The sequence below is a fragment of the Streptomyces sp. NPDC031225 genome (genome assembly GCF_055570355.1).
The window spans coordinates 271499-295677 of record NZ_JBVIHJ010000001.1; the positions used below are offsets into that span (position 1 = coordinate 271499).

Consider the following 24179-nt stretch of genomic DNA (forward strand, 5'->3'; position numbering starts at 1 on the left):
GTCCGCCTTTGTTCTGCTTTCGACCAGGCCCTCCCCCGCCCCCCACCCCCCCCCCCCCCCCCCCCCCCCCCTCCCCCCCCCCCCCTTCCCCCCCCCCCCCCCCCCCCCCCCCCCCCCCCCCCCCCCCCACACCCGCCACCGACGTGGAAGTGCCCGCGCGTTCTCCTGGACGGACACACGGCCAGCACGCTCCCGGCCGCAGCCTCAACGGCGCCGACTCCGTCGTGGCCTCTCCAGAAGGACGACACACACGACGGCTCACGACACTGTGCAGGGCCTTCGCGAAATGAGCCCCGGAGCGGCTGGCCAGAGCCACGGTCACCGCCTCCAGCACCCTGCGCAAGGCCGGAGTCCGCCTGCCGTACCCCACGGTGAGTCCATCGACCTGCCCGGCGAACGTACGGCGCGGACAACCAGCGTTCTCGCAGTACAACCGCCGCACGGACAGATCGATCCGTATCGCCTGATCACCCACCGGGCCATCGGCAAGGTGCCGTTCGTAGGTGCTGTGTATCCGCTCGGACGGCGTCGCGCAGTCGGGACAACTCACGACGACGTTCCGGGTTCTGGCCACAACGTGGACCGCACCGTCCGCCGGGACGACAGCGTCCACCAGCACGTGTCGAGGTACGGGAACAGCACGCTGACGAGCTCGTCACACCGCACCACGGTCCCAGACGACGCTACGTCCCTGCCCTTGAATCCCGGTGATCGTCCTCACGGAATGTGTGACTGATCCTCCAACTCATCGACAAAGCCACAGCTCCTCGGCGCTCACCGTGGCCGCGGCGCGCTGGGTGACGAAAGCGACGGGCACTTCACCCGGGTGTCGGTCGGGGCGTCCGACGGCCGCGGACGCGACGACATCCGGATGCCTGTCGAGGACTTCCTCGATGAGGGCGGGGTCGATGTTGTGGCCCCTGCGGATGATGAGGTCCTTCGCACGCCGGCGGAGCCACAGATGGCCGTCGTCGTCCAGGCAACCCAGGTCGCCGGTCTCCAGCCAGCCGTCGAACACCTTGCCCGCGGAGTCGAGCCGCAATGTTCCGTCCGCCGCGTCGCGCACGTATCCCGGGAACACATTGGGCCCCGACACCAGGACGGCGCCAACGGTGCCGGGCGGCAGGTCCTCCACGGGTGCGCCGGTCGAGTCCAGTCTCGCCACTTTGATCCGCTGGTATGGCATACGGATGCCGACCGATCCGGGTGGGGTGAACGTCGAGCCGCATGTGCCCTCCGTCTTTCCCCACCCTTCGTACAGGGGTGCCTCGGTGTGCTTCTCGAACGCGGTACGCACGCCGTCCGGAAGGAGGCTGGCTCCGACCAGGACGAATTCGAGGCTGGAGATGTCGGCGCCCACCGGTACCTGGGTGAGCGTCGAGCAGACGGTGGGGACGGCGCTGAACGCGGTGACCCGGTAGCGGTCGACGATGCGCCAGAACAGCTGCCGGTATCGGGAGTCGCGGAAGCCCGCCTGCCCGAGACTCACTACGGTTGCGCCGCTCAGGACAGGCGCCAGACCGGTGATCAGGATGGCGTCGACGTGGAAGATCGGCATGCCGCACAACAGCGTCCCGCCCTCCCGGTACCGGAAGACGAGAGTCACCTCCCAGGCCATGTAGACCTGGTTGCGGTGCGTGTGGGCAGCGATTTTCGGGGCGCCAGTCGTGCCTCCGGTGTGGATGAGTGCGGCGATGTCCTGCTGGCCGGGGGGTCGGCTGCCGTCGCTCAGACGGTTGGACGGGCAGGCTCTGGCCGCTGTCAGCGGCAGCACCTCCAGCCCGTCCACCGCGGGCGGCGGAACTTTGCCGCCGACGACGAGCAGCGTGCGCACGGAAGGCACCGCCGCTGCCACCAGCAGGGCCTTCTGCCACAGGTGAAGGCCTGGTCAGGGCCGGGGACCACCAAGACACGTGAGTCGGCCCGGCGGAGGATGTCGCCGATGTGTTCCTCGGCCAGCGACGGGTTGACGGGGTTGGCCGTGGCGACTGCCTGGGCACCCCAGAGCAGTTTCACATATCTCGGGAATATTCGGCAGCAGCAGGGACACGGTGTGATGGCGCCGCACTCCCCGGCCGGTCTGGAGGTTGGCGACCTGATGGACGCGTTCGAGCAGGTTCCGGTGGGTGATCGTGTGCGGTGACCGGAAGTCGCCGTCAGCGGGCAGGACGTGGAAGGCCGGTGCGTCACCGAATCGTTCGGCGCTGCGGACCAGCAGGTCGTAGGTGCTGGACGGCAGGTACCGCTGCTCCCCACACTGACTCCGTTCCTGATGCCCCACGTGCTACAGGACTTCCCGCCAAGCCGTCCCGGTCTGCACGTGGACTTCCTGGAAGGGTCGGCGGAGGAGTTGCGGGAGTGGGGCTCAGGGGACGCTGCGATGCCGGCCTCAGCTACCTGCACCGCATTCCGCAGCGCTGGAGCCGCGGCCGACATCCGGCACCGGACGATGAGTTTCGTGTCGGCGCGCTCCCTTGTCGCCCGGGGAATCGGCTGGTCGCTCCTGGTGCAGCGACCAGCCATTGATGTCAGTTACGAGGCGCTGTCAGTGGCCAGTCTGGAGGTCCTCGACGACATCGAGGAACTCGAGATCGTGCTGGCGCTGCCAGCCGGCGCGCGGCCGACGCGCAAGACGCACGCCTTCGCCGACTTCCGCCTTCAAGCCTTCAAACATTCACCGGGTGGAGCCGGCAGTCCGTCGCCGGTCGTCGGGTGATGACCATGACGTCAGGCGGTCACCGCCCGGAGAGCCACATACGCCAGGGCTACGAGCGCGAGCACCATGGAGGGGATGATTGCCTTGCCAGGATCCTTGGCTCGGGTGTGGGCTACGGCGGCCCCGGCCATCAGCAGGATGAGGCCGACACCGGCCGCGACACCAAGCCAAGCCAGCCACAAGCCGATGACAGCGCCGGCGGCGCCGAGCACCTCAAGGACACCGATCACTCGATACAGGCCGTGGGACACGCTGAGGTGGTCGGCCTGTTCCGTGGTCTTGGCCTGGCCAACGGCTTTGGGGATGCCTGCGGCCAGATAGGCCAGAGCCAGTAGGGCGCCGACTACTGCGGTGGTGATGAACATCGCTGATCTCCCGTGATGTGGATGGACGGTCGGTGACGGCATGCGCCGTGCGGTGCCGAGGACGTGGAAAGCGACGGGTATGGCCGTCGATTCAGGCAAGATTCTGCTGGTACGTGGTCGCACCTTCGGTCAGGCTCAGCAGGAATCGTCGCGCGGCGATGTTCTCCTCTCGTGCCTGCTGCCAGGCTTCGGGAGATGTGCGCTGCCAGCGCCGCACCTGTGCGTTGCGTTCCGCGAGGAGACCGATCACGGGGACGAGGTCTGTCGCGGCGATGCCAAACTGATCGCACAGTTCGTCGCCCAGGATGCGGCGGGCGAAGGCAGCGACGAGGTTCCCGGTGAGCGGGAGTGGAGTCTTGAAGGCAAGCTCTGACAGGAACCCGGTCACCACCTCCAGGAGCGCGGAGCTGAGAGCGCGGGCATTCTCGTCGGGGACTCCGCTGATCGCCACAAACGCGTCGTACAACTCGGCTGCACCTTGGTGATCCACGATGTCGCGGTAGAAGGCCGGATCGACACCCAAGAGATGGGCGACCTGGTGCCAGTAGCGGTACATGGCGGCCAGTTCCTCGTCGGTGAAGACGACGCCCAGCCTCTCCAGCGCACGGAAGGGGCTGTAGGTGAAGTCGAGCCAGGTGCGCGCCAGGTCGACCTGGTTGATCGGTACACCCAGAGTGTCCGCATCCCAGCCGTGTCGCATACTCGTGGCGCGTACCCGGGCGTGCATCAGCCGTACCTGCACTGTGTCGACGTAGCCGGGACCTCCCCGTTCCATGCCGCCCGGCAGTACGACGTTGTTGAGCCACTTGCCGGTCTCCTGCAGCCGACGCTGCGTGGTGCTCACCAGTCGGCCCGTGCCGGTGAGGACGCGCGCGATGCGCGGCGCGCTGTATGTGAGCAGCAGGGAGTCCAGCGACAGGACGATCTGGGTCCAGATCGGCTCGACGGACAGAAAAGCAGCTTCTCCGGCGGCGAACCGATCGGTCTCGACCCAGTCGGGGGTGGCTTCGCTCTCGCGTAGCAGAGCGGCAATCGCGGGCGGGACGTCGGCCAGCGAAGACAGCCCGCCCCGCAGTCCCTCATTCAGAATCTGGCGGCCCGCTGCTCCGAGCTCGTCCAGTTCCGCGATGACGGCGTCGGCGATGGGATCGCCGATGTGCAGCGACCGTTCGATGAGGGCCGTTCGCTCATCTGTTACGGAGTGGGGGGTCATGGTGGCTCCCAGGGTTCGGAGTGTTGACGCGTGCGCGGTCTGGCTGTCACTCAGTCCGCGATAGGGGGCAATCACCTAAGTTACTAAGATTAAGTGAAAGGTCAAGCCTTCAGGCAACGGAGCCAGACGCGCCGGGGTCGTAATCCCCTCGCGAGTAATCGATCTGCGGCACGGCAGCACGATCGGACATCCGCGCGACGCGGCTCGGCCGCACCGGCTGACTGCCACTACTCCGCGTACACATGGCCGCGCCGCTCCAGCACCGCACGGCGATACCACTCTGCTGCAGCACGCCATGTTGCACTGCGGCACTCCTGAGACTACTTAGCGCTCGATAGATCAGTGCCGCCCAGGTTCACCCATCACCAACCGCTGCAGTTGCACAAACCGGGTGAAACACTACTAATCGGCTGCATCTTTCGGCGAGGATACTCCAAAATAACCCATGCACGCCTATGGCATTTACCTAGCGTTCGTTCATATGGTCTGGCCCGAACCTATTGCTGTACGCGAGAGGCGTACAGGGCAGGCAGCCCGGCAATGCATGGCGCCTCACCCAGGCACGGCGAGGCAGCCGTAGCACCTTCACAGGTCGGGCCACGGAACCCCAACGACGCGCCCTTCCCCCACCGCATGTGTCACACGAGCCGCAAGGCCCTTCTCGACATGCCAGGAGGCCCTACATGTCCCAGCCCATCACGTCGCCGCCCACCGACGCCGACACACGCACCAGCCTCAGCACGCCCGCGCTCGGCGCCTGGCTGTGGCGACGCCGGCTCGACGAATACCCCACCACCGGCCGACGCTTCACGTATCTGGCCATCGTCGTGGTGGTGACGGTCCTGTTCTACTACGAGCTCAACGTGCAGTACGCGGTCTCGGCCTCAGTCATGGGTCGCTACGACATGTCGTTCCGGTACTTTCTCGGGATCAGTGTCATAGGCGGTGTCGCCGGTGCGCTCGGGTCCCTTGCCGCCGGCCTGGCGGACCGCTGCGGTCGGGCGAACCTGGTCGTCTACGGTGTCCTGGCATCGGCCCTGATCGTGCTCTTCGCCCTGCCGAACGCACCCGGCAAGACGTCGTATCTGATCATCTTCGCGGCGCTGAGCGCGGTGGAGGGAATGGCCCTGGTGGCTACTCCCGCCCTGGTCCGGGACTTCTCACCACAGCTCGGCCGGGCCACGGCGATGGCTTTCTGGGGTGCTGGACCCATCGTCGGCACGCTGCTCGCCACCCAGGTGGTAAGCCGTACTTTCGAGGGCTCGACCACCTGGCAGGACGAAATGCGCTACGCGGGCGTCGCCGGGCTGATCGTGTTCCTCATCGCCCTGTTCGGCCTGCGTGAGCTCTCGCCTAGGCTGCGCGACCAGATCATGGTGAGCCTGCGCGACCGCGAACTGGTGCAGGCCCGCGCATTCCACATGGACCCGGGACACATCCAGCGGGGGCAGTGGCGGCAGATGCTGCGTCTGGACATCGTGGGCACCGCCTTCGCTGTGGCCCTCTTCTCGCTGTTGTACCTCTCCGTCATCGGCAACTTCGTGCTCTACCTCTCGACCACCCATGGCTACAGCGAGCAGCGTGCCAACGCCCTGCTGAACTGGTTCTGGATAAGCAACCTGTGCGGAGCCGTGGTAGGCGGCCTGCTCTCCGACCGCTTGCGGGTGCGCAAGCCCTTCATGCTGGCCGGGGGCCTCGGCTCCGTGGCGGTAACCATCGTTTTCGCGCTGGTCAACACGAGCACGGGGACCGGCTATTACACCTTCGCCTGGCTGCTTGTCGCCATGGGCGCTGTCACCAGTCTGACGTTCACTCCGTGGCTGGCCGGGTTCACCGAGACCGTGGAGCGGCGGAATCCGGCGGCGACGGCGGCCGGTCTCGCCGTCTTCGGCAGCGCGCTACGGCTGGTCGCGGCCGTGTCGGCCGCTCTGCTGCCCCTGGTGGTCACCGCAGTGGAGCCTCTGGTGCAGCATGGTGCCGAGGTCCAGGCCGCGGCACGACAGTCCGCCCCGGCGGCAGCCATCATCAAGGCTCACCCGAAGGTCTTCGCCGAGTTGGCCACGTACGCGCCGGGCGCGATTCCGCCCGCCGTCTCCCTGCGGGCCGCCAAGGAGGTCGGCATCGCGAACCTCGCCGTCGTACAGAAAGCGCAGCCCGAACTGCGCATCCTCAGGGAGCACGGCCCTGCCGTGCAGAAGGCGTCCAGGGACATCGCCGACCAATGGACAACCTGGTGGTGGGTGTGCCTCGGCGGTCAGGTTGCCTTCCTGCCCTTCGTCTTCGTGATGGCGGGCCGCTGGCGCCCCCGCAAGGCACGCGAGGACTTCGAAGCCCATGAGCGGGCCGTCGCCCGAGAACTCGCCGCGTTGCCGGCCACGACCGGCTGATCCGTCCGGCCCGCGAGTGGTGCCGGGGTCCCGCAGCAGGGACCCCGGCCACTTCTGTGGGACTTGGCCACCGCTCCGTCGCACGCGCAGTCAGCTTCACCCGGTCCGCCGCGCTATCGGTACGGGCGGCGACAGAGGTCGCCTCGGCATCGGGCGGCTCCGCCAGGGACTCTGTTTCCGGTCTTGCGCGGCAGGGCACCGGCGCCGTCCCCGTCGCCCTGCCGATCGTCACCGCGGCCACCGCCCCGGGGCGCCGGCGCCCGGCTCAAGAAGCAATGACCAGCCAGGACTACGCAAGAAGTGCCCTCAGTCGCTCCACCAGACGAACTCGGGCGATGTGCGTGTCCGCCAGCGGCGTGACCATAAGCGTGCTGACTCCGGCTGCCGCGAACTCGGCAGCATGCTCCTTGACGTAGCTCTCCGGGCCGATGAGCGAGACGGCCCTGATGAGTTCCTCCGGCACGGCGGCGGCCGCCTCGTCCTTCCTCCCGTCGAGGTAGAGATCCTGGATCAGCTCAGCCTGGGCCTCGTACCCGTAGCGACGGGTGAGCTCGTTGTAGAAGTTCTTCCCCCGGGCACCCATGCCACCGATGTAAAGGGCGAGCATGGGCCGGACCCGGTCGAGCAGGGCGTCGGTGTCCTCGCCGATGGCCAGGGACACAGGAGCCATGACATCCAGTGGCCCCAGCGCCGGGTCTCGCAGTGCGTGTCCTGCGGTGAGCGCGGCGCCCCACACGTCCTCGGCCCTGCCCGGGTGGAAGTAGATCGGCTGCCATGCCTGGGCGATCTCCGCTGCGAGTGCCACGTTCTTCTGACCGATCGCGGCCAGTGAGACAGGGATGTCGGCGCGGACCGGGTGGTTGATCAGCTTGAGCGGCTTGCCCAGCCCCGAGCCTCGCGGTGGCGCCAGCGGAATCTGGTAGTGCGCACCGTCGTACATGACCTGTTCGCGGCGCCACACCTGGCGGCAGATGTCCACGATCTCGCGGGTCCGGGCCAGCGGAGCGTCGTAGGGCACACCGTGGAATCCCTCGATCACCTGGGGGCCGGAGGCGCCGAGTCCGAGCATGAACCGGCCGTCGGACACATAGTCCAGACCGGCGGCCGTCATCGCGGTGAGCGTAGGAGTACGGGTGTAGATCTGGAGAATCCCGGACGCGATCTGGAGACGTTCGGTCTTCGCGGCGATGTAGCCGAGCTGGCTGATCGCGTCGAAGGAGTACGCCTCCGCCACCGCCACCAGCTCCAGGCCGGCGCGCTCATAGTCAGCAAGCTCGACGACCGTTTCTCGGAAGCCACCGCTGTAGCTGAGAGACATGCCGATGCGCATCGTGTTCCCCTTCGTCGCGGAATGCAGGACCGTTACCGTACTTATCGGTCGATAGATAGTCCATGCCCTTGGCGGCCAGTGATCCGGCCCCCACCGCTACAACCGCTGTTCGGCGCTGGCGCGTATTGACATGACGTATTGTGCATCTTAGCTTAGCGATCGTTAAGTCAGCTTGGAGTGGGGAGTCGCCGGTGTCGTCCGATGAGGTAGTCCTGGCCGAGAGCCACGATGGTGTCGCCGTAATCACTCTCAACCGGCCAGAAGCACGTAACGCAGTCAACCTCGCCATGGCGCAGGGCCTCGCGGCCGCGCTCGACGAGCTGGACCGTCGCGACGACCTCGCCGTTGGGGTACTCACCGGGGCAGGGCGGAGCTTCTGCGCCGGAATGGACCTCAAGGCATTCCTCGCGGGCGAGAGCCCGACAGTCGACGGCCGCGGGTTCGCCGGTATCACCCAAGCCCCGCCCCGCAAGCCCCTGATAGCCGCAGTCGAAGGCCACGCCCTGGCAGGCGGGTGCGAGATCGTACTCGCCTGCGACATGGTGGTTGCCGCGGACAACGCACAGTTCGGTCTGCCCGAAGTCAAGCTCGGCCTGATCGCGGCGGCCGGCGGCCTGCTCAGGCTGCCCGACCGCATCCCGCAGCAGGTGGCCATGGAACTGGTGCTCACCGGGGACCCCCTGGACGCCCGGCGTGCCCACGCCCTGGGCCTGGTGAACCGGCTCACAGAACCGGGCGGCGCGCTCGACGGCGCGCTGGCACTCGCCAGGTCCATCGCCGCCAATGGTCCGCTCTCGGTGCGGATGACCAAACATGTACTCCGGGAAATCCCCTCATGGCCCGCGGAAGAGCGCTGGGAACGCCAGCTTCCACTCATGAACCAGGTCCTGACATCAGAGGACGCCCAGGAAGGCGCCCGCGCGTTCACCGAGAAGCGCCGGCCGAAGTGGACAGGACGGTGAACACCGACTCCCCCTCGAAGCAGCCCGGCTCCGGGCCGCTCACCGGAATCCGCGTCGTCGAACTCGGCGGAATCGGCCCCGGACCGTTCTGCGGGATGCTCCTGGGCGACCTGGGCGCGGATGTGATCCGAATCGACCGCCCAGCAGAGGCCGGCCGACCGGCCTCCTCCCCTCTGCATCGCAACCGGCGGTCCATCGCAGTCGACCTCAAGCACCCCCAGGGTGCCGAAGCCGTCCTCGATGTCATTGCGGCCTCCGACGCCGTACTCGAAGGGTTCCGTCCAGGTGTCGCCGAGCGGCTGGGGCTCGGTCCCGAGCCATGCCTGGCCCGCAACCCGCGACTGGTCTACGGACGTATGACCGGCTGGGGACAGTACGGACCGCTCGCCCAGGACCCCGGCCACGACATCAACTACATCGCGCTCGCGGGCGCGCTGCACGCCATCGCGCCGCCGGGTGGCGATCCCGTGCCACCGGTCAATCTCGTCGCAGATTTCGGTGGCGGAGGCATGCTTCTCGCGATGGGGCTCGTCAGCGCCCTGCTGCACGCCCGTACGACCGGGCAGGGGCAGATCGTCGATGCCGCGATGACCGACGGCGTGGCCCTTCTGCTCTCCATGACCTACGGATTCCTCGCCGAGGGGGCCTGGCAGGACGAGCCGGGCGCCAACCTGCTCGACGGCGGAGCCCCCTACTACGGCGTATACCGATGCTTGGACGGCCGACACATCGCCGTGGGAGCACTGGAACCCCAGTTCTACGCCGCTCTTCTACGAGTACTCGATCTCCAGAACGACCCCGATTTCACCCGCCAGACGGATACTGCGACTTGGCCCGCCATGCGCAAACGCCTCACGGCGATCTTCGCCACCCGCTCGCGGGAGGACTGGACGAAAGCCTTCGACGGCCAGGCCGCCTGCGTCACCCCGGTGCTCTCCCTCACGGAGGCGGCCGAGCATCCCCACAACACGGCACGCGGAACACACCTCACGCATCACGACGGCAGCCGTCTCCCCGCCCCCGCGCCCAGGTTCAGTCTCTCCCCAGCTTCCCAACCCGCGTCTGCCCCGGTGATCGGCACACACACCGACGAGGTCCTGAAGGACATCGGCTTGAAGGCCGACCACCTCAAAGCACTCCGCAAAGAGGGTGTCATCCGATGAACACGGCGCTCGCTCCGCGCTCCGAAAGCTGTTTCCTATTCTCCCCGTGACCCCAGGAGGTCTCATGCGCCGCACGGTGTTCAACGAAGATCACGAGGCGTTCCGCGCAACGATCCGTGAGTTCATCGCCAAGGAGGTGGTGCCGGTCCACGCCGAGTGGGAGCGCGTCGGACACCCGCCCCGTGACTTCTACCGCAGGCTCGGGGAGCTGGGCATCCTGGGCATCCAGGTACCCCAGGAGTACGGCGGCGCCGGCGAGACCAGCTACACGTACTCCGCGGTCCTCCTGGAGGAGACCGCGCGGGCGGGTGTCGTCTTCGGCAACCAGCAGGTGCACACCGACCTGATTCTTCCGTATCTGCTGGAGTACTGCACGGAGCAGCAGAAGCAGCGCTGGCTGCCGGGCTTCGCCAGCGGCGACATCATGACGGCGATCGCGATGTCGGAGCCGGGTGCCGGTTCGGACCTGGGAGGAATCCAGACGCGCGCCGAACTCTCCGCCGACGGGAGCCACTATGTCCTCAACGGCGCCAAGACCTTCATCTCGGGCGGCGTCCAGGCCGATCTCGTACTCGTCGTCTGCCGGACCTCACCCGTCGGCGGGGAAGACCGGCGGAACGGACTGTCGATCCTGTGCGTCGAGAGTGCCAGCGCGGGGTTCACCGTCGGACGCATGCTCCACAAGATCGGCGGCAAGACCTCCGACACGGCGGAACTGTCCTTCACCGATGTGCGCGTGCCGGCGGAGAACCTCCTGGGTGAGGAGGGCAAGGGCTTTTCATACCTCATGCACAACCTCGCTCAGGAGCGGCTGAGCATCGGGATCGGGGCCTGCGCGAGTGCTGCGGCCGCCTTGCGCTTCACACTCGAATACGTCAAGGACCGCCAGGTCTTCGGCAAGCCGGTCGCGGCATTCCAGAACACCAAGTTCGTCCTCGCGGAGTGCGCCACCGATGTGCAGGCTGCCCAAGTGCTGTCCGACCGGGCGCTGGAGCTGAGCGACGAGGGCAACCTGAGCGCCGTCGACGCCGCCCAGGTCAAGCTCTTCTGCACCGAAGTGGCAGGCCGGGTGATCGACAAATGTCTGCAGTTGCACGGCGGCTACGGATACATGACGGAATACCCCATCGCCCGACTGTACGCGGATACACGGGTCTCCCGGATCGTCGGCGGTACCAGCGAGGTCATGAAGACCATCATCGCCAAGTCACTGGGCCTGTGAGCCACCGGGTTGAGACCGGACACGGGCAGCATCATGCTGGGAACGAGGACACTGAGGACCCCGCCTCCGAAGCACGGTGTGTGACACCGAAATGAGCGGTGATGGACAGCGAAGCCTCTTGGCACGGTGACGAAACCAGTTGCCGTCCTGCCTCGGACACCGCAGTAGTGTCTCTCGATGCCAGGGGCATCATCACCACCTGGAGCGCCGGCGCCGAGCGGTTGCTCGGCTATACGCCCGGCGACATCGTGGGACACACGGCCGCCGGCCTGCTCGCCTCGGACCTCCCGGCGTCGGCTCGCCCCTGCCTGGCAGCGCGTACGGAGTGGAGCGGCACGGTCGCCTCACAGCACCGCGACGGCCACCACCTCAACGTCACACTGCGAGCCTTCCCTCAGCTGGACACCGATGGGGACTGCGGCTGGGTGCTTGTCACCGGAATGCCGCACGCGGCAATCCGGGAGCCGGTCCGGGAGAACACCGGCAATGCGCTGCGGTACTGGACTCTCTCCCAGTTGCCCATCGCGGTGGGCATCCACGATTCCGAGGCACGGGTGACCGGAGTCAACGCCGAATTGCTGCGACTACTGGACCTGCGGGAAGACCTTGTCCTCGGGCGCCGTGTGGACGAACTTCACACCGACCCGCTCTACGACGACATGCAACGCTCGATCGCCCAGGTGTTGAGTACCGGGCAACCGGTCCACAGGGAGGTGTCCGCCCGCGTCCTCGGCGAGACCCGCCCACGTACATGGTCTCTCCTCATCTCACCGCTCAAGGACCCCGCCGGCTGCGTCCACGGGGCTTCCACCGCAGCACTCGACATCACCGAGGCGGCGCGGGCCCGGTGGCGGCTGGGCGTGGTGAACGAAGCGAGCGTCCGCATCGGCACCACCCTGGACGTGATGCGTACGGCGGAGGAACTGGCGGGGCTGGCCGTCGACCGGTTCGCCGACTTCGCCGCCATCGACCTGCTCGACCCGGTCTACAGCGGCGAGGAGCCCAAGCCCGGCGGGCCCGCCGACACCAACGCGATGCGCCGCGCCGCCAACTGCTCCGTCCTGGACGGCTGCCCGGAGGCGATGTTCGAACAGGGAGAGCTGAGCCTGTTCCCGGAGGGGTCACCGCTGGTACGTTCACTGGCCGACGGCCGGGCCGCCCGATACAACACCGATGATCCGGTGATCCGCGCCTGGTTCGCCGAGCATCCGCTCCAGTCGTCGAAGGTCTCGGCCTTCGGTATGCACTCGGTGCTGCTGGTGCCGATACGCGCCCGGGGCACTCCCCTGGGGTTCGCCCTCTTCGCGCGCCACCGCACGCCGGAACCCTTCGACGACGACGATCTGCTGATTGCCGAGGAGATCACAGCCCGGGCGGCAGTCTGCGTCGACAACGCGCGCCGCTACACCCGAGAGCGCAGCACCTCGCTGGCCCTTCAGCGCAGCCTGCTACCGCAGCAGACGCCCAGGGAAGCCGCGGTCGAGGTCGCCTCCCGTTATCTGCCCACCGATTCGCAGGCAGGCGTCGGCGGCGACTGGTTCGACGTGATCCCCCTTTCCGGCGCCCGGGTCGCCCTGGTCGTCGGCGATGTCGTCGGCCACGGCATCCACGCCTCCGCCACCATGGGCCGGCTGCGTACAGCGGTGCGCACCCTTGCCGATGTCGACCTTTCTCCGGAAGAGCTGCTCACCCGTCTGGACGACCTCGTCCTGCGCCTCGATCGCGAGGAAGGATGGCAGGGCGAAGACAGCCGTGCGCAGGCCGCAGGCGATGTCGGCGCCACCTGCCTGTACGCGGTCTACGACCCCGTCTCCCGTCGCTGCACCATCGCCCGGGCCGGCCATCCACCACCCGCCATCGTCAGCCCCGACGGCACCGTCGACTTCCCGGACCTCCCCGCCGGACCCCCGCTGGGTCTGGGCGGTCTTCCATTCGAGTCGGCCGTACTGGATCTGCCGGAGGGCAGCCACATCGTGCTGTACACGGATGGCTTGATCGAGGCCGCAGACCGCGACATCGAGGTCGGGATCGACAAGCTGCGCCGTGCGATCTCCGACCCGGGCCGGTCTCTGGAAGAGATCTGCGACACCGTGCTCACCCAACTCCTGCCGGACCGCCCCACCGACGACGTCGCCCTGCTCATCGCCCGGACCCGCGCCCTGGACTCGTCCCACGTCGCCACTTGGGATCTGCCCGCCGACCCTGCCATCGTCGCCGTCGCCCGCAAGCAGACGTGTGAGCAACTGTCCGCCTGGGGGCTAGAAGAGGCAGCCTTCGTTACCGAACTCGTCGTCAGCGAACTGGTCACCAACGCCATCCGCTACGGCGGCGCGCCCATCCAGCTCCGCCTCATCCGTGACCGCGCCCTCATCTGCGAGGTCTCCGACGGCAGCAGCACCGCCCCTCACCTCCGCCGCGCACGTATCTTCGACGAAGGCGGCCGAGGCCTGCTGCTCGTCGCACAGCTGGTCGACCGCTGGGGGACCCGCAACACTGCCGAGGGAAAGACCATCTGGGCCGAGCAGACACTCCTCCATGGCATCTGAACCCATGTCCGACGATCTATCGCCTCCCCGGCGACACTGAGTCGCCGTGCCGGAGGCCAGCCTTCAACGCGGTGACTGAAGTCTGCCGTTCGAAAGGCATGCGCTCAAGGTCCGCGCCGCCCGGCATCGCAGGCAGCGCTTCCGTCAGGAACTCCCGGCCATCTTCTCAGTCTCATCCGAGGACACCGTTTCGGCCGGTCGGGCGCTGCCCATGTACACGCGGATGTTTACCACCTCGTCCTCCTGCCAGCGGAAGACGGTGACGACCGGCAGGACTGGAGTTGAGTGGGTCTTGTAGTGGTACGTCACGGTAGCTTCGGCGATCACCACGCCAGGTTCTGGCTCCCACAGGCCGCCGACGTCGTGCCGCATGAAGAGCAGACCGCTGGCTCGCACCTGTTCGATGTTCTTCCGGACCGCTCCCCGGCCCGAAATGATCATCGTCCCGCTGCTCACCTCGACATCGTCGCTGAAGCCCTCGACGAACGCATCGGGGTCCAGGGCGACAGCCGATTCCGCGTAGTGCCGACGTACCCATTGAAGACGATCCATTGCCCCTCCAGAGCTGGGAAAACAGCGGGCTGCTGCGGTCAAGACTTCGGGACCATCCAGCCAGGTTGGTGCCGCCCGCCTGGCTCGACGGGACGGGACGTCACGCTCGCCAGAGTTGTGATCCCGCCCTGACGACGGGGATCTGCGGCACGACGGCATGGGCGGACATCCTCGTGATGGCGAGGATGAGTTCGGCGAGGTCGTCGGCCGTGATCATTTCCGTGGGCGGGATGCGGTCGTGCATCCAGGCGCTCATGTCGGTGTCCACGTATCCGGGGCAGATCGCGGTCGCCGTCACCCCGTCGGCCGACGCCTCGGTGTTGACGGCTTCACACAGTGCGATCAGGGCTGCCTTGCTCGCGCCGTAGGCCGCGAGGCCGGGTTCGGGGACGGAAGCGGTGATGGAGGAGATCGCGATGATCTTGGTGCCGCTGAGTGGCACTTCCTTGGCGGTGGCCCGCAGAAGGCCGATGCACTCGTCGATGAGGGTGAAGGGTGCCCGGACATTCACGGTGAACTGCTTGTCGAATCGTTTGAGTGGATAGCCGCCCAGCGGCGCGGACGAGCCGACGCCGGCGCTGAGCACCAGGGCGTCCAGCCGGCCGAAGGCCGCGCGGTGGACCTGGGCCACCCGTCGGACGTCGGCCTCGATGGACATGTCGGCAGGTGTCACCTGCACCCGGCCGCCGAGTTCGGTGAGTTCGGCGGCGGCCGTGGCGAGAGCTGCTTGGTCGCGGCCGGTCAGGGTGAGGTCGTAACCCTCCTGGGCAAGCCGTCGTGCGGTCGTTCTGCCGATGCCCCGGGACGCGCCGGTGACCAGTGCCACCCGCGGTGTGCCGGTCATTCGGCGTCGCCGTCGAGCCCCAGGGAGCTCAGTCCGGCCTGTACGAGTGGGGTGACCGAGGCTCCCGCTCCGGCGAAGCCGTCGCCCAGTGTCACGCCCGCCAGGTGCCGGGCGTGAACGCCCTCCGCGATGACAGCGATCTTGAAGTAGGCCAGAGCCAGGTAGAACGGCAGCCTGGCGAGGTCACGGCCGGTCAACAGCGCATACTGTTCGGCGAATTCGAGCTGGGTGGGGAACTTGGGGTCGGTGGCCGCCGGACCGTCGAGCAGGTCGTCCACGGCCGGGTTCCGGTAGGCCAGGAAGGTCCCGAGGTCGGCGAGCGGATCACCGATCGTCGCCAGCTCCCAGTCGACGACGGCGAGCACTCGGTCCGGGTCGTGGTGGTGCAGGATGACGTTGTCGACCCGGTAGTCGCCGTGCACCACGGTGGCGTCGCTCTCGGACGGCACGGACGCCTCCAGGGCCAGGAACAGCCGGTGCAGCGAGGGCAGCGGCCGGGTGGCCACGAGATCCCATTGCGAGCGCCAGCGGCTGATCTGCCGCTGGACATAACCCTCGGGGCGGCCGAAATCGGCGAGCCCGACGTCCCGGTAGGGGACGGAGTGCAGCCGTGCCAGTTGTTCGACGAGCCCGTCCGCGCACTGCTTGAGCTGATACGAGGTGAGCCCGCTGGTGTCCTGGCGGGAGCGCAGCACACGTCCGTCGACCCGGGCGACCACCGTGAACGGGGCACCGGTCACACTCTCGTCGGAGCAGTACGCGAAGGTGTCGGGGACGGCGACCCCGCTGCCCCGCAGGGCCGACATCACGCGGTACTCACGGCCCATGTCGTGGGCGGAGGGGGTGAGCCCGCCGAGCGGTGGCCGGCGCACGATCCAGTCGGTGTGCCCGTCGGTCACGTGATAGGTCAGGTTGGAGCGGCCGCCCTGGATGACGGCGGCGTCCAGCGGCCCCCGCCGGTGCGCGACATGGGCGTCGAAGTACTGCTCCAGGGCGGGTATGTCGAGGCCGGGCGGACTCGACGGAGGGGAGGTGCTCATGCGGAGGCCCTCGGGTGTCGTGGCGGCTTTCGTCGTCCGGACCGGTTCACCGGGCGGCCCTGCGCTTGGCGAGGTCGCGGCCGATGATCTCCTTCATGATTTCGGTGGTGCCGCCGTAGATGGTCTGGATCCGGGCGTCGATGAAGGCTCGGGCGATGGGGTATTCGAGCATGTACCCGTAGCCGCCGTGCAGTTGGAGGCAGCGGTCGAGGACCTTGGTCTGGAGCTCGCTGGCCCACCACTTGGCCTTCGCGGCGTCCACCGCCGTGAGCGTGCCCTCACCCAGCGCTGTGATGGCGTTGTCGATGTAGGCACGGGTGACCTCGGTCTCGGTGACCAGCTCGGCGAGGAGGAAGCGGCTGTGCTGGAAGTCCCCGATCGGTTTGCCGAAGGCGTGGCGGTCGGCGCAGTAGTCGAGGGTCCACTCCAGGGCGGTCTCGGCGACGCACTGGGCGTAGATGGCGATCGCCATCCGCTCGCGCGGCAGCCGTTCAGTGAGGTGGAAGAATCCGTGTCCTTCGATGCCGAGCAGGTTGGTGGCCGGGACGCGTACGGAGCTGAAGAAGAGTTCGGCGGTGTCCTGGGCGTGCATGCCGACCTTGTCGAGCTTGCGCCCCCGGGTGAAACCGGGGGTGTCCCGCTCCACGACGAACAGACTCATTCCCTTGGCGCCGGCGGCGGGGTCGGTGCGGGCGAGGACGATGACCAGGTCGGCGTGGATGCCGTTGCTGATGAAGGTCTTGGACCCGTCGATGATCCAGTCGCCGCTGTCGACGTCACGTACCGCGGTGGCGCGGATCCCCTGAAGGTCGCTGCCCGCCCCGGGCTCGGTCAAGGCGATGGCGGGGATGGTCTGCCCGGTGCACATGCGAGGCAGCCAGCGGCGCTTCTGTTCCTCGGTGCCGAGGTCCAGCAGGTACGGAAGCACGATGTCGTCCTGCGTGGCGAAGCTGGTCTCCAGGGAGGCTGCCCCGATGCGGGCGAACTCCTCCATGATGACGGTGCGGTACCGGATGTCGTCCTGGCCCGCGCCTCCGTACTCCTCGGGAACGGCCAGGCACAGCAGCCCCTGTTTGCCGGCGGCGGTCCACACCGCCCGGTCGATGAGGTGCTCCTCCTCCCAGCGCTGCTGGTGCGGGGTGACCTCGCGGGTGATGAACTCCCGGACGACGGAGCGGAAGTCCTCGTGGTCCTGGTTGTAGAGCGTACGGCGCACAGTGAAATCCTCGTTGGGTGTCAGGTACCGAGCCGGGCGGGCGCGGCGTTCGGAGGGGCGCACGATTGGTGGCGGATCATTCGCCCGCCTTCCCGTCCGGGGCAGGGGCAGAGGATGCGGGCTGCCCGACGACGTCCATCCGGCCCTCGCGGTACAGCCCCCGCACGGCGCGCTTGTCGTACTTACCGACGCTGGTCTTGGGGACCTCGTCCAGGAACGTCCAGCGCTCCGGGATCCAGAAGCGTGCCACCCGTCCGGCCAGGAACTGACGCAGCTCCTCGACCGTGACCTGCGCTCCGTCGGCCAGGACGACGCAGGCCAGTGGCCGTTCGTCCCAGCGCGGGTCCGGTACGCCGACGACCGTGGCCTCAAGCACCTGGGGGTGCTCGGCGATGGCGTTCTCCAGCTCCACGGTCGAGATCCACTCACCGCCGCTCTTGATGCCGTCCTTGAGCCGGTCGCGTACGACCACCCAGCCGCCGGGCTCGATCACTCCGAGATCGCCGGTGCGCAGCCAGCCGTCACGGAACTTCTCGGCGGTGTTGGCGGTGTTGTAGTAGGAACCGGTCACCCACGGACCGCGCAGTTCGAGCTCACCGACGGACTCCCCGTCCCAGGGCAGTTCGCGTCCGTCCAGGTCCATGACTCGCGCCTGGACACAGGGCATGATCCGGCCGCTCTTGGCCAGCCAGTCCGCTTCCTCGTCCTCGCTGGTGTCGCGCGGCGGGGCGGACCAGGACGCGAGCGGGCTGGTCTCGGTCATGCCCCAGCCCTGGATGAGAGCGACCCCGTGGCGTTCCTTCAACCCTCGGATGAGTGCCCCCGAGGGTGAGGATCCGCCGCAGCCTGCGAGACGGACACTTCTCAGGTCGAGGTGGTGATCCTCACCGTGGTGCAGCAGTCCGTTCCAGATGGTGGGGACGGCTGCGATGCCCGTCGGGCGTTCGTCGTTGATGATCCGTACCAGGTCCGGCAGGTGCAGCAATGGTCCGTTCATGATCAGGTCGGCACCGGCCAGCCAGACTCCGTAGGGCCAGCCCCAGGCGTTGGCGTGGAACATCGGCACGATCGGCAGGAGACGGTCGCGGTCGTTAATGGGGAAGCCGCTGCCGGTGGAGCCCGCCAGCATGTGCAGGAACACCGAGCGGTGACTGTAGGCGACGCCCTTGGGGTCGCCGGTGGTGCCGGTGGTGTAACAGAGGGCGGCAGCCGATCGTTCGTCCAGTTCGGGCCAGTCGAAGCCGGGCTGCTCGGCCACGAGCAGGTCGTCCCAGTGGTGGACCGTGATGTGATCGGGTACGTCGACCGCGTCCGCGCCGCCGATCACGACCAGGTCGCGCACGCTGCCGAGCCGGTCCCGCAGCGGTGCCAGCAGACCCAGCAACGTGGTGTCGACCAGCAGGACCCGGTCCTCGGCGTGCTCCACTATCCAGCCGAGCTGGTCCGGGTGCAGGCGCAGGTTCAGGGTGTGCAGTACGGCGCCCATGCTGGGAACGCCAAGGTAGGCGGCGAGGTGTTCGGGGGTGTTCCACGCCAGCGAGCCGACTCGATCGCCGGGCTGTACACCGAGCCGGGTCAGGGCCGCGGCCAGCCGTTCCGCCTGTTCACCGACCTCGGCGAACGATTGGGCGCTGCTTCCGTCCTTGTCACAGCGGACGACCCGGCTGCCGGCGTGCACCCGCTGGCCGTGCCGCAGAATGTCCGAGATCAGCAGTTCGTGGTCCTGCATGGTGCTCTTCATCGCGATGCTCCTTCGTTGCTGTCCCTGTTACGCAACACCCGGCGGGCGATCGACCAGCGATGCACTTCGGACGGGCCGTCGTAAATGCGGAACGCTCGTACCTCCCGGAGGTAGGCGGCGAGCGGCAGGTCACCGGAGACGCCGAGCGCCCCGCAGACCTGGATCGCGCGGTCGACGATCCGGCCCACGGCCTCGGCCACGAACGTCTTGGTGACAGAGGTCTCGTGCTTACCGGACCGTCCGCAGTCCAGGACCCAGGCCGCCTCCCGGATCAGAGCGCGGCCGGCAGCGAGGTCGATCTCGTTGTCGGCGATGTGCTGCTGCACCATGCCGAGGTCGCCGAGTCGGCTACCGAAGGCGGTGCGGCCGCCGGCGTACTCCAGTGCGATGTCGTGGGCGCGGCGGGCCAGTCCGAGCCAGCGCATGCAGTGGGTCAGCCGGGCGGGGGCGAGGCGTACCTGGGCGTAGGCGAAGCCCTTGCCCACCTCGCCGAGCACAGCATCGTCACCGACCTCGCAGCCGGACAACTCGATCTCACAGTGGCCGCCGGTGAATCCGGCGTCGAGGGTCGGCACATGCCGGATCAGCCGGAAGCCGGGCGCGTCGGTGGGGACCAGGAACATGGTCGCCTCCGGCACATCGTCGGTGCCGCCGGTGCGGGCCATGACGATCGCGAAGGCGGCCCCGTCGGCACCGGTGATGAACCACTTGCGTCCGTCGATGACCCAGCCGCCGTCTGTCCGACGGGCGCTGGTGACCAGTTGGGAAGGGTCCGACCCGGCGCCGGGCGCCGGCTCGGTCATCGCGAAGCATGACCGTATGTCACCTGCGGCGAGCGGTTGCAGGAACCGCTCCCGCTGGGCGCCGGTGGCGACCCTCTCCAACAGGTGCATATTGCCCTCGTCCGGGGCCGCGCAGTGCAGTGCGAGCGGCCCGAGCAGGCTGTATCCGGCCTCCTCCAGAATCACAGACTGTGCTCGTACGTCCAGGCCGAGGCCTCCGAGCGAGGCCGGAACGGTCGGCGCGAACACCCCGGCGGCGCGGGCCGCCTGCTGGAGTTCGCGGCGGAGCACGTCGTTGGGTGAGCCTGCGCCCCGGAGCATCTCGAGCTCGGCCCGGAGGGCGGTTTCCCGGACGAACGCGGCTGTGCGGTCCCGCAGCTCGGCGACTTCCGGCTCCAGGGTGAAATCGATCGTCATCACTGTCCTCACGACGAACTCAAGAGGCCTGAACTTATCGCTCGCTAAAGACAGTATGGATCGATGACCGGTGGGTCAATGCTCCGCCAGTTGGAAGTTTGCCCGCGTTTTCGCTGCTGCGGACGGTCCGCTCACACCTTGACGCCTGAGCAGAGCACGGATAACTTCCAATTTAGCGAGCGATAAGTATCCAGGATTTGAAAGGACCGCTGATGCATGACGCTGTCATCGTCGACGTGGTGCGCACCGCGTCCGGCAGGGGAAAGCCGGGGGGTGCACTGTCCGCCGTCCACCCCGTGGACCTGCTGGCCGCCGTGATCCAGGCACTGATCGAACGCAACGGGCTCGATCCCGCGCTGGTCGATGACGTGATCGGGGGCTGTGTCTCACAGGCGGGCGAGCAGGCGTTCAACATCACCCGTACCGCTCTGCTGGCCGCCGGGCTGCCGGAGTCCGTGCCCGCCACCACCATCGACCGTCAGTGCGGTTCGAGTCAGCAGGCGGCTCACTTCGCTGCTCAGGGCGTGCTGGCGGGGGCGTACGACATTGTCATCGCCTGTGGCGTGGAGTCCATGAGCCGGGTGCCGATGGGCTCGAGTTCGGGGGGCCAGGACACCTCTGGCGCCCTGCTGGGCGGGCGGTATCCCGAAGGGCTCGTCCCGCAGGGTGTGTCCGCCGAGCTGATCTCGGCCCGGTGGAAGCTCGATCGTGAAGAGCTGGACGCCTTCTCGGCACGTTCCCACCAGCTTGCCGCTGCCACCACCGCGAGCGGCGGCTTCGACGGTGAGATCGTGTCCGTGGCCGGTCACTCGGTGGACGAGACCGTACGGCCCGCCACCACCGTCGACTCCCTTGCCGCCCTGAAGCCCGCCTTCGCCGGCCTACCCGCCGCAGAGCGTTTCCCGGAGATCGCCTGGAGGATCACTCCGGGCAACTCCTCGCCTCTCACCGACGGCGCCTCCGCGGCCCTCATCATGAACGCCCGCACCGCCGAGCGGCTGGGCCTGCGGCCCCGGGCCCGGTTCCATTCGTTCGCGGTCACCGGCTCGGACCCAGTGCTGATGCTCACCGGCGTCATCCCCGCCACCCAGAAGATCCTCGACCGGTCCGGCCTGGCGATCGACGACATCGACGCGTACGAGGTCAACGAGGCGTTCGCCCCCGTGCCCCTGGTGTGGCAGCGAGAGACGGGTGCCGACCCCGACCGGATCAACCCGCGCGGAGGCGCAATCGCGCTCGGCCACCCCCTCGGAGCCTCCGGCACCCGCCTGCTGGCCACACTCGTGGGTCACCTGGAAGCCACCGGCGGCCGGTACGGACTGCAGACGATGTGCGAGGGCGGCGGCATGGCCAACGCCACCATCATCGAACGCCTTTGAGCCATCTCGTCCTCCACAGGTTCCTCAGGAAGGAAGCACCGTGAACATCGCAGGAAGTGTTGCCCTGATCACCGGGGGCGCCTCAGGGCTGGGCCTCGCCACCGCCCAGCGGCTGCTGGACGCCGGGGCGAGCGTCGCCCTGGTGGACCTGCCGTCCTCCGACGGCGCCGCCGTGGCGGCCAAGCTCGGCGAGCGGGCCGTCTTCGCTCCGGCCGACGTCACCAGCGAGACGGACATCGCCGCCGCCCTCGACGCGGCCGGTCGACTCGGTGACGTACGCATCACCGTGAACTGCGCCGGCATCGGGAACGCCGTGCGGGTGATCGGCAAGAACGGACCTTTCCCGCTCGACGCCTTCGCCCGGGTGGTCCAGGTCAATCTGATCGGCACCTTCAACGTCATCAGGCTGGCCGCCGAACGGATGAGCAACAACGAGCCGGTCGACGGCGACCGCGGAGTCATCGTCAACACCGCGTCGGTCGCCGCGTACGACGGTCAGATCGGCCAGGCCGCATACTCCGCCTCCAAGGGCGGCGTCGTCGGTCTCACCCTGCCCATTGCCCGCGACCTGGCCGGCCGACAGATCCGGGTCGTCACCATCGCCCCCGGCCTGTTCGAAACCCCGCTGCTCGCGCTCCTCTCCGACGAGGCCAAGCAGTCTCTCGGCGCCCAGGTACCGCACCCGGCCCGCCTCGGCCACCCCGAGGAGTACGCCGCCCTCGTCCAGCACATCGCCGAGAACACCATGCTGAACGGCGAGACCATCCGCCTCGACGGCGCCATCCGGATGGCCCCCCGGTGACCCCAGGAGCAGTCATGGAACACCAGCACACCGCTCTCTACATCGGTGGCCAGTGGCAGCCGCCGCTCAGCACCGACGTCAACACCGTTGTCTCGGCATCCACCGAGCAGCCCATTGGGCAGACTCCGCTCGGCGGTGCCAAGGACATCGACGCCGCCGTGGCCGCGGCCCGGCAGGCCTTCGACGGCGGCTTCGGCGGCGGCGCCTGGCCCGATCTCGGGCCGGCCGAGCGTGCTGACGCCATGGACCGCTTCGCGGCGGCCATCGAGGCCCGGGCCGGCGAGATCGCCCAGCTGGTCTCCCAGCAGAACGGCATGCCGATGGCCATGTCCGTCGGCGCCAACGCGCTCTTCCCTGCCGTGGTCCTTCGCTACTACGCGGGGCTCGCCCGGGAAATGGAGTGGGAGGAGCCGCGCAAGGCGTTCGGCGGCGGCATCACCCGGGTACGCCGTGAGCCGGTCGGCGTAGTCGGTGCGATCGTGCCTTGGAACTATCCGCAGGCTCTGGCGATGATGAAGCTCGCGCCGGCTTTGGCGGCAGGCTGCACGGTCGTCCTGAAGCCGGCCCTGGAGACCTCGCTCGACGCCTATGTGTTGGCTGAGGCCGCGATCGAAGCGGGGCTTCCGGCCGGTGTTCTCAACATCGTTCCCGGTGGTCTTGAGGCGGGCGAGGCTTTGGTGGCCCATCCCGACGTGGACAAGATCGCCTTCACCGGTTCGACCCCGGCGGGCCGCCGTATCGCCGAGGTCTGCGGCCGGTTGCTGCGTCCGGTCTCCCTGGAACTGGGCGGCAAGTCAGCGGCGATCATCCTGGACGACGCCGACCTGGCGTCGACGACATCGGGCCTGGCCGGCGTCTCCTTCGCAAACAACGGCCAGACCTGCCACCTCAGCACCCGTATTCTCGCCCCCGTCGCGCGGTACGCACAGGTACTGGAGGCGGTCTCGGAACTGGCACGCGCTCTGCCGGTCGGCGATCCTCTCGACCCCACGACCGCGATCGGCCCCATGGTGACGCGGAGTCACCGCGAGCGGGTGGAGGGCTATATCGCCTCCGGCCTGGCGCAAGGCGCCAGGATCACCGCGGGCGGTGGCCGCCCCGCCCATCTCGACCGCGGCTGGTACGTCCAGCCCACGGTCTTCGGCGACGTACAGAACGACATGGCCGTCGCCCGGGAGGAAATCTTCGGGCCGGTGCTCACCGTCATCCCGTACGCCACCGACGACGAGGCCATCGCGCTGGCCAACGACTCCGAGTTCGGACTCGGCGGATCCATATGGACGTCCGATCCCGAGCGCGGTCTGGCAATGGCCCGCCGCGTCCGCACCGGAACCATCGGGGTGAACGGCTACGCCCTGGACATCGCGTCACCCTTCGGCGGGTACAAGGCCAGCGGTTTGGGCCGCGAGCTCGGCCCCGAGGCACTGCACTCCTACCTCCAGCTCAAGTCCGTATACCTACGGGGCTGACAAACCTGCCCGCTACCATGTCTGTCTCCGGCG

Annotated in this window: 21 protein-coding genes; 9 read left to right on the forward strand and 12 right to left on the reverse strand. The window is 68.1% G+C overall.

The genetic code is table 11. From position 1 onward, the window contains the following. The 3 genes from ACZ48Z_RS01260 to ACZ48Z_RS01270 all read right to left on the reverse strand — a co-directional run. Nucleotides 1-619 (reverse strand): transposase family protein (locus ACZ48Z_RS01260; protein ID WP_468733989.1); only part of this gene is annotated, 619 nt, incomplete at its 3' end. Nucleotides 620-745: 126 nt separating this feature from the next. Further along, nucleotides 746-1834, reverse strand: coding sequence for an AMP-binding protein (locus tag ACZ48Z_RS01265; protein ID WP_468733702.1), 1089 nt, complete (start codon nt 1832-1834; stop codon nt 746-748). A gap of 54 nt (nt 1835-1888) precedes the next feature. After that, entirely contained in the window at nt 1889-2281 is a 393-nt protein-coding gene (locus tag ACZ48Z_RS01270) for an AMP-binding protein (protein WP_468733703.1), read from the reverse strand. Nucleotides 2282-2320: 39 nt separating this feature from the next. On the opposite strand from ACZ48Z_RS01270, the gene ACZ48Z_RS01275 reads away from it, so the two are divergent. Then, complete coding sequence (locus tag ACZ48Z_RS01275; RefSeq protein ID WP_468733704.1) at nt 2321-2716, forward strand: type 2 periplasmic-binding domain-containing protein; 396 nt, start codon at nt 2321-2323, stop codon at nt 2714-2716. Nucleotides 2717-2727: 11 nt separating this feature from the next. On the opposite strand, the gene ACZ48Z_RS01280 is transcribed toward ACZ48Z_RS01275, so the two are convergent. Both ACZ48Z_RS01280 and ACZ48Z_RS01285 read right to left on the reverse strand, forming a co-directional pair. Further along, complete coding sequence (locus tag ACZ48Z_RS01280; protein ID WP_468733705.1) at nt 2728-3081, reverse strand: DoxX family protein; 354 nt, start codon at nt 3079-3081, stop codon at nt 2728-2730. A gap of 91 nt (nt 3082-3172) precedes the next feature. After that, nucleotides 3173-4294, reverse strand: coding sequence for an oxygenase MpaB family protein (locus tag ACZ48Z_RS01285; RefSeq protein WP_468733706.1), 1122 nt, complete (start codon nt 4292-4294; stop codon nt 3173-3175). A gap of 683 nt (nt 4295-4977) precedes the next feature. On the opposite strand from ACZ48Z_RS01285, the gene ACZ48Z_RS01290 reads away from it, so the two are divergent. Next, nucleotides 4978-6681 (forward strand): MFS transporter, encoded by a 1704-nt coding sequence (locus ACZ48Z_RS01290; RefSeq protein ID WP_468733707.1) that lies wholly within the window; start codon nt 4978-4980, stop codon nt 6679-6681. A gap of 289 nt (nt 6682-6970) precedes the next feature. Here the strand turns inward: ACZ48Z_RS01290 and ACZ48Z_RS01295 are convergent, their stop codons facing one another. Beyond that, a complete protein-coding gene (locus ACZ48Z_RS01295) occupies nt 6971-8011 on the reverse strand; it encodes an LLM class F420-dependent oxidoreductase (RefSeq protein ID WP_468733708.1) in 1041 nt (346 codons plus the stop codon). Nucleotides 8012-8202: 191 nt separating this feature from the next. On the opposite strand from ACZ48Z_RS01295, the gene ACZ48Z_RS01300 reads away from it, so the two are divergent. The 4 genes from ACZ48Z_RS01300 (at nt 8203) to ACZ48Z_RS01315 (ending at nt 13904) form a co-directional block, all read left to right on the forward strand. Next, nucleotides 8203-8973 (forward strand): crotonase/enoyl-CoA hydratase family protein, encoded by a 771-nt coding sequence (locus tag ACZ48Z_RS01300; RefSeq protein WP_468733709.1) that lies wholly within the window; start codon nt 8203-8205, stop codon nt 8971-8973. Next, entirely contained in the window at nt 8970-10136 is a 1167-nt protein-coding gene (locus tag ACZ48Z_RS01305) for a CaiB/BaiF CoA transferase family protein (RefSeq protein WP_468733710.1), read from the forward strand. The genes ACZ48Z_RS01300 and ACZ48Z_RS01305 overlap by 4 nt, the downstream gene beginning before the upstream one ends. Before the next feature lie 64 nt (nt 10137-10200). Further along, nucleotides 10201-11358 carry an acyl-CoA dehydrogenase family protein gene (locus tag ACZ48Z_RS01310; RefSeq protein ID WP_468733711.1) on the forward strand — a complete coding sequence of 386 codons (1158 nt, stop codon included), beginning with the start codon at nt 10201-10203 and terminating at the stop codon, nt 11356-11358. A 101-nt stretch (nt 11359-11459) separates the two neighbouring features. Continuing rightward, nucleotides 11460-13904 (forward strand): SpoIIE family protein phosphatase, encoded by a 2445-nt coding sequence (locus ACZ48Z_RS01315; protein WP_468733712.1) that lies wholly within the window; start codon nt 11460-11462, stop codon nt 13902-13904. 144 nt (nt 13905-14048) lie between these two features. On the opposite strand, the gene ACZ48Z_RS01320 is transcribed toward ACZ48Z_RS01315, so the two are convergent. From ACZ48Z_RS01320 to ACZ48Z_RS01345, 6 genes are all read right to left on the reverse strand, one after another. Next, the gene (locus ACZ48Z_RS01320; protein WP_468733713.1) at nt 14049-14456 is read right to left on the reverse strand and encodes a nuclear transport factor 2 family protein; all 408 of its coding nucleotides are present in this window, start codon (nt 14454-14456) and stop codon (nt 14049-14051) included. Nucleotides 14457-14556: 100 nt separating this feature from the next. Then, nucleotides 14557-15300: an SDR family NAD(P)-dependent oxidoreductase gene (locus tag ACZ48Z_RS01325; RefSeq protein WP_468733714.1), complete on the reverse strand. Its 744-nt coding sequence runs from the start codon at nt 15298-15300 to the stop codon at nt 14557-14559. Then, nucleotides 15297-16340 (reverse strand): phosphotransferase family protein, encoded by a 1044-nt coding sequence (locus tag ACZ48Z_RS01330; RefSeq protein WP_468733715.1) that lies wholly within the window; start codon nt 16338-16340, stop codon nt 15297-15299. The genes ACZ48Z_RS01325 and ACZ48Z_RS01330 overlap by 4 nt, the downstream gene beginning before the upstream one ends. Nucleotides 16341-16386: 46 nt before the next feature. Further along, complete coding sequence (locus tag ACZ48Z_RS01335) at nt 16387-17556, reverse strand: acyl-CoA dehydrogenase family protein (protein WP_468733716.1); 1170 nt, start codon at nt 17554-17556, stop codon at nt 16387-16389. Nucleotides 17557-17632: 76 nt separating this feature from the next. Beyond that, nucleotides 17633-19297: a long-chain fatty acid--CoA ligase gene (locus ACZ48Z_RS01340; RefSeq protein ID WP_468733717.1), complete on the reverse strand. Its 1665-nt coding sequence runs from the start codon at nt 19295-19297 to the stop codon at nt 17633-17635. Beyond that, nucleotides 19294-20496, reverse strand: a complete 1203-nt coding sequence (locus ACZ48Z_RS01345; RefSeq protein ID WP_468733718.1) for an acyl-CoA dehydrogenase family protein — start codon at nt 20494-20496, stop codon at nt 19294-19296. The genes ACZ48Z_RS01340 and ACZ48Z_RS01345 overlap by 4 nt, the downstream gene beginning before the upstream one ends. 212 nt (nt 20497-20708) lie before the next feature. On the opposite strand from ACZ48Z_RS01345, the gene ACZ48Z_RS01350 reads away from it, so the two are divergent. Genes ACZ48Z_RS01350 through ACZ48Z_RS01360 form a run of 3 tightly spaced genes read left to right on the forward strand, consistent with a single transcriptional unit; the run spans nt 20709 to nt 24146 of the window. After that, complete coding sequence (locus ACZ48Z_RS01350; RefSeq protein ID WP_468733719.1) at nt 20709-21875, forward strand: thiolase family protein; 1167 nt, start codon at nt 20709-20711, stop codon at nt 21873-21875. 40 nt (nt 21876-21915) lie between these two features. Beyond that, nucleotides 21916-22677, forward strand: coding sequence for a 3-hydroxyacyl-CoA dehydrogenase (locus tag ACZ48Z_RS01355; protein ID WP_468733720.1), 762 nt, complete (start codon nt 21916-21918; stop codon nt 22675-22677). Nucleotides 22678-22691: 14 nt separating this feature from the next. Further along, on the forward strand, nt 22692-24146 hold the full coding sequence (locus ACZ48Z_RS01360; protein ID WP_468733721.1) for an aldehyde dehydrogenase: 1455 nt from the start codon (nt 22692-22694) through the stop codon (nt 24144-24146). Nucleotides 24147-24179: the final 33 nt, after the last annotated feature.